Annotated in this window: 4 protein-coding genes; 3 read left to right on the top strand and 1 reads right to left on the bottom strand. The window is 57.6% G+C overall.

All coding sequences use genetic code 11. The features are described from left to right. Positions 1-227: 227 nt before the first annotated feature. Positions 228-611, top strand: coding sequence for a DUF5071 domain-containing protein (locus ACW9UQ_RS18335; protein WP_458932436.1), 384 nt, complete (start codon positions 228-230; stop codon positions 609-611). 94 nt (positions 612-705) lie between these two features. Here ACW9UQ_RS18335 and ACW9UQ_RS18330 read toward each other — a convergent pair whose 3' ends face one another. Next, on the bottom strand, positions 706-2,595 hold the full coding sequence (locus tag ACW9UQ_RS18330; protein WP_458932435.1) for a PhoX family protein: 1,890 nt from the start codon (positions 2,593-2,595) through the stop codon (positions 706-708). A gap of 200 nt (positions 2,596-2,795) precedes the next feature. Between ACW9UQ_RS18330 and ACW9UQ_RS18325 the strand changes: the two genes are divergently transcribed. Together ACW9UQ_RS18325 and ACW9UQ_RS18320 are read left to right on the top strand one after the other, a co-directional pair. Continuing rightward, positions 2,796-3,944: a lytic murein transglycosylase gene (locus ACW9UQ_RS18325; RefSeq protein WP_458932434.1), complete on the top strand. Its 1,149-nt coding sequence runs from the start codon at positions 2,796-2,798 to the stop codon at positions 3,942-3,944. Positions 3,945-4,255: 311 nt separating this feature from the next. Further along, on the top strand, positions 4,256-4,829 hold a 574-nt coding region (locus tag ACW9UQ_RS18320; protein WP_458932433.1), incomplete at its 3' end, for an IS110 family RNA-guided transposase.

The following is a 4,829-nucleotide window of genomic DNA, read 5'->3' as shown; positions in this document are numbered from 1 at the left end:
AAGCGTTTCGGGATAAACCTGAGACAAAAGATTATCCTGAAACGCAGTGATAAGCCTATATGGTGTACGCGTTTCGATTTTATGTGATGTCTCAAGGTAAACTCGAAACGCTTTAACATCGGATCAGAGCCAATATACCCGGCACTGTAACTGGCCATGAAGGGACTGTTCCGTCTCAGGACCAACGCGGCGTTGCGCGTGCGCAGACGACCTGTCAGTGTCTTTTCATGAGCTATGATACCTGCATTCCCAAAGATAAATTTGATCTCGAAGCACTGGCGCGCGCCAAGATGCTGGGCTTCCCTGAATTAGACCCCGCCATTCCCGCATTGCTGGAGTGGTTGCAGGACATGAACTGGCCAGTCGCAAATGATGTTGCAAACCTTCTTGCAGGGGCTGGCCCAGCCATTGTCCCCCATATTCGCTTTGTTCTGAGCTCTGATGATGCTGTCTGGAAGTACTGGGTGCTTTCGACACTTTTGCCGAAGCTTGATCCGTCGATCAGTACCGACCTGATCCCAGACATCGCCCGGCTTGCAAATCGTCCGACCGAAGATGACAAGCGGGAAGACGTTGACGTGGTCGCAAGAGGCTTGATGAAGGGCGCATAAACCTTTGGCCCCGAGAACCAAAACCGGTACTGATATCAGTCGCTTGATACCGAAACAGGTGCCCCCCGGACGCAAGGTTCGAGGGGCTTTATCCTCAGCCGATCAGGCCGTTGTCGTCACGCTTAACGGCAATTACCGACGAGCGTGGCAGGCTGCCCCCGCCATCGGGCCAGTCGCCGCCCGGGTGCTGGATGCCGACAAACATCGTGCGCCGGTCTGCTGACCAGCAGAGGCCTGTAACCTCGGAACCATTCGGGCCGGTCAGAAAGCGGGCGATCTCACCTGTGACCGGGTCGCCAACCAGCATCTGGTTGTTGCCCATACCGGCAAAGTCCTCTTCATTGCTGTCATCGCCATCGGTCTGGATCCAAACCAACCCGCTGCTGTCAAACGCCATACCATCGGGCGAATTGAACAGGTTGCCGTTGGTGATGTTCTCGGACCCACCATAGACGTTTTTATAGACATCCGGGTTACCGGCCATCACGTAAAGGTCCCAATCGAACGTGGCCGACGCATGATCGTCGTTGTGCGGACGCCAGCGCACGATCTGGCCATAGCGATTGGTTTCACGGGGGTTCGGGCCGTTGACCGGTGTTTCATCACCACCAGCGTTAGGCTTCACGCCACGGTTCTTGTTGTTGGTCAGACAGCAATATGCCTCCACAGCATGGGGGTTCGCGGCGATCCATTCAGGGCGGTCCATGGTCGTGGCCCCGACGGCTGATCCGGCTTTACGGGCAAAGATCAGAATTTCCGCTTTTTCCATGCCGGTGCTTTCCGGTGTCAGCGCCAGCCATTCGCCGGTGCCATCATCATTGAACTTGGCGACAAACAGCTTGCCATCATCCAACAGACCCTCGGTCGATCCGCCGGGCTGGTAGACACCGTTCGAGACGAATTTATACATGAACTCGCCCCGTTCATCATCGCCCATATAGACAACAACGCGGCCGTCTGCGGCCAGAACCACCTCGGCGTTTTCATGTTTGAAGCGGCCAAGACCGGTATGTTTGACCGGTGTGCTTTCGGGATCAGTCGGATCAATCTCAACCACCCAGCCCGCGCGATGCGGCTCGTTCGGGTTCTTTGTGATATCAAAACGGTCATCCCATTTGTGATAATCATAGCCCCAGCCATCGGACCCGATGCCATAGCGGCCGTATCCTTCTTCAAGCTGAGCCTGTGCTTCACCACTGGCACCGAAGTACCCGTTGAAATTCTCTTCACAGGTCAGATAGGTGCCCCAGGGCGTTTTGCCTGATCCGCAATTGTTGAACGTCCCCAGCGACGCGGTGCCGGTAGGATCAGCCTCGGTCTTCAGCAGATCATGACCAGCGGCGGGCCCTGCGATTGTCATCGGGGTGTTATGGGTAATACGGCGGTTATAGGCGCTGTCTTTGACAACCTTCCAGCCGTCATCCCCTTCGGCGATTTCCAACACAGCCACACCCTGCAGGTTCTGCAGCTTCAGGACATCATCGGTATTTGCCGGTGTGCCTTCCTGCCCGGCTGGCAGATTGGTCTTGCGGTTGGCGTATTCGTGGTTGATGGCGATCAGCTGGCGTCCGCCATAGCTGAAGGTTTCCATCCCGTCGGTATTCTCGCCGAACACCATGTCGGAGTTCTCAAGCGTCCCACCTTCGGCAACGTCATACCCTTCTGCCGTCGCAAACAATGCATCGCCCCAGCGCACCATGGTTTTCCAGCTATAGCCTTCGGGGACATGAACGGTGCCATCGGTCTGAAGCGGGATCGGCGTGAAAGGAAACCGGGATGCAGCGGTCTGCGCCTGTGCGGGTGCAGGATTGAAAACGCCTGTCCCCATAACGGCCGCACCCGAGCCAAAGGCGACAACGCTGCTCAGAAATCCACGACGGGAAATTGCGCGCTCCACAACACGGTCGAAATCGTTTTCCTCGGCGCGGGGAAAAGTCAGTTCGTCCCAATCATCCGCTGAAAGGTCTACGGGGTGCTTTGCCATGATTGTCTCCATGCTTGATTTGGCCGGGTACGTGATTGCACGCGGCGCAATGTCTGGCTTGAGGATAATAGGACACCTTTGACGACGGCTTTGTGAAAGCTCTCACATTTCAGGCGTACCCTACACACGGTTATGATTGCCTGAACCGTGCTTTGCGATACCATATCCAAAATAAGGAATCCAATTGGCAGGTAACCCAGATGCATTTCACAAGACGTCAGTTCGGAAGCGTTCTTGCCGCCAGCGGCCTGGTCGCCTGTGGTCGTTCTATACCAACGACCGGTACGTCCACGTCCACCCCACCCTCCGGACTGGCCGCTGACCTGCGGCCCGTGCCCAACGCGGGCTATGATGCCTGGGTTGCGGGCTTTAAGTCACGTGCAGCGAAATATGGTCTTTCGGATGCAACCGTCAGCACGGGATTTCGCAATGCCGGGTTTCTGCCTGGCGTGGTCAAGCGTGACCGCAATCAGACGGAGTTCAAACGCAGTCTTGAGGATTACCTGTCCATCGCTGTTTCGGACGAACGCGTCACCAAAGGCCGCGCGGCCTTTGCCCAGCATCGCGGCACGCTGACCACTCTGCAATCGCGTTACGGCGTCGATGCCCAGATCATCACAGCCATCTGGGGGTTGGAGAGCTTTTATGGCGCGCGTCGCGGTGATGTGCCTGTGATCTCGGCCACATCGACCCTGGCCTATGACGGGCGGCGCGGGGCGTTCTTTGAAAAGCAACTGGTGGCAGCTTTGAAAATTCTGCAAAACGGCGACACCACCCCCGCCCGCATGACTGGCAGTTGGGCCGGGGCGATGGGGCATACGCAGTTCATGCCGACCTCTTACCAGCAATATGCCGTGGACTTCACCGGCGACGGGCGGCGCGATATCTGGTCAGAGGATCCGACAGATGCACTGGCCTCGACCGCGTCTTATCTGGCGCGCAGCGGCTGGACCGCTGGGCAAAGCTGGGGGCGCGAGGTGACCGGTGCAGCCGCTGGCCCGGTTCTGCAGCCGCAACCGGACGGGCCGCGTTTCGCCGTTACCGGCAATTTTCGCGCCATCAAACGTTACAACAATTCAGACGCCTATGCGATCGGCGTTGGACATCTGGCGGACCGGATCGGCGGCGGCGGACCGCTGAAATCCAGCTTTCCGCCGGACCAATACGGGCTGACCAAGGATGACCGAATTGCCTTGCAGCAGCGCCTAACCACACGGGGTTTTGATGCAGGCGGCAGCGATGGCGTGATTGGTCCCAAGACCAAACAGGCCATTGCCGCCTATCAGACCAGCATCGGACTGCCCGCAACGGGCGAGCCATCCGCGGACCTGCTGGTCCGGCTGGGATAACTTTCGCCACACCCATTTCATGTGGCCCTCGCCGCCGAGGATACCGCCCGCGCAAAACGCTGATGGTAACACGGGTGCTCTGTCCCCATGATCCGATCCCACCCGGGAAGAGAGATGGGATGGTTGCCGCCCTCCCCAAACGGCATCGCAATGTGCCAAAGATGTGGTCGTACACGGCCACGATAGAGAGAGGACGGCAACATGATTGATACGATGATTGGTGTGGATTTGGCAAAGAATGTCTTTCAACTACGCTGACCGGAGAGGTCAAGTTTCGCAAGAGGCTGTCCCGCCCTCAGTTCCGAAAGTTCATGGAAGAGCAGCCTGCAAGCATCGTGGTGCTAGAGGCCTGTGGCGGCGCTCACTACTGGGCGCAAAAATTGCAGCGACTTGGCCACCAGGCAAAGCTGATCGCGCCACAATATGTTAAGCCGTTCGTCAAGCGGCAGAAGAATGACGCGGCTGATGCCGAGGCGATCGTCATTGCGGCGCAGCGCCCGGAGATGAGGTTCGTCGAGCCCAAAAGCAACGAGCAAATCGCAAGAGGCGTTGTGTTCCGTGCGCGCGATCGCGTGGTGCGCCAACGAACTGAGCAGATCAATGCGCTTCGATCCGTTCTTTATGAGCAGGGTCAGGTATTCCCCAAGGGCGTCCATCAGATGAAGAAGATAGCGGAGTTTCTGGCGCAGACCGATAGCAGCCTGCCTGCTTTGGTCCGGGAGGAATGCGAGGATCTGCTCGCTTCAGTTTCCGATCTCACGACCCGGATTGATGCGAAGACATTGAAACTTAAAACCCTGTCGAAGCAGTCCGAAGTATCGCGCCGCCTCCAGACGATACCTGGCGTTGGCCCGTTAACGGCAATGGCGGTCGAAGCCTTTGCAC

This window comes from Halovulum sp. GXIMD14793 (genome assembly GCF_054457435.1).
The sequence above is the reverse complement of the archived record's forward strand: the minus strand, read 5'-3'. Positions and strand labels throughout refer to the sequence as shown.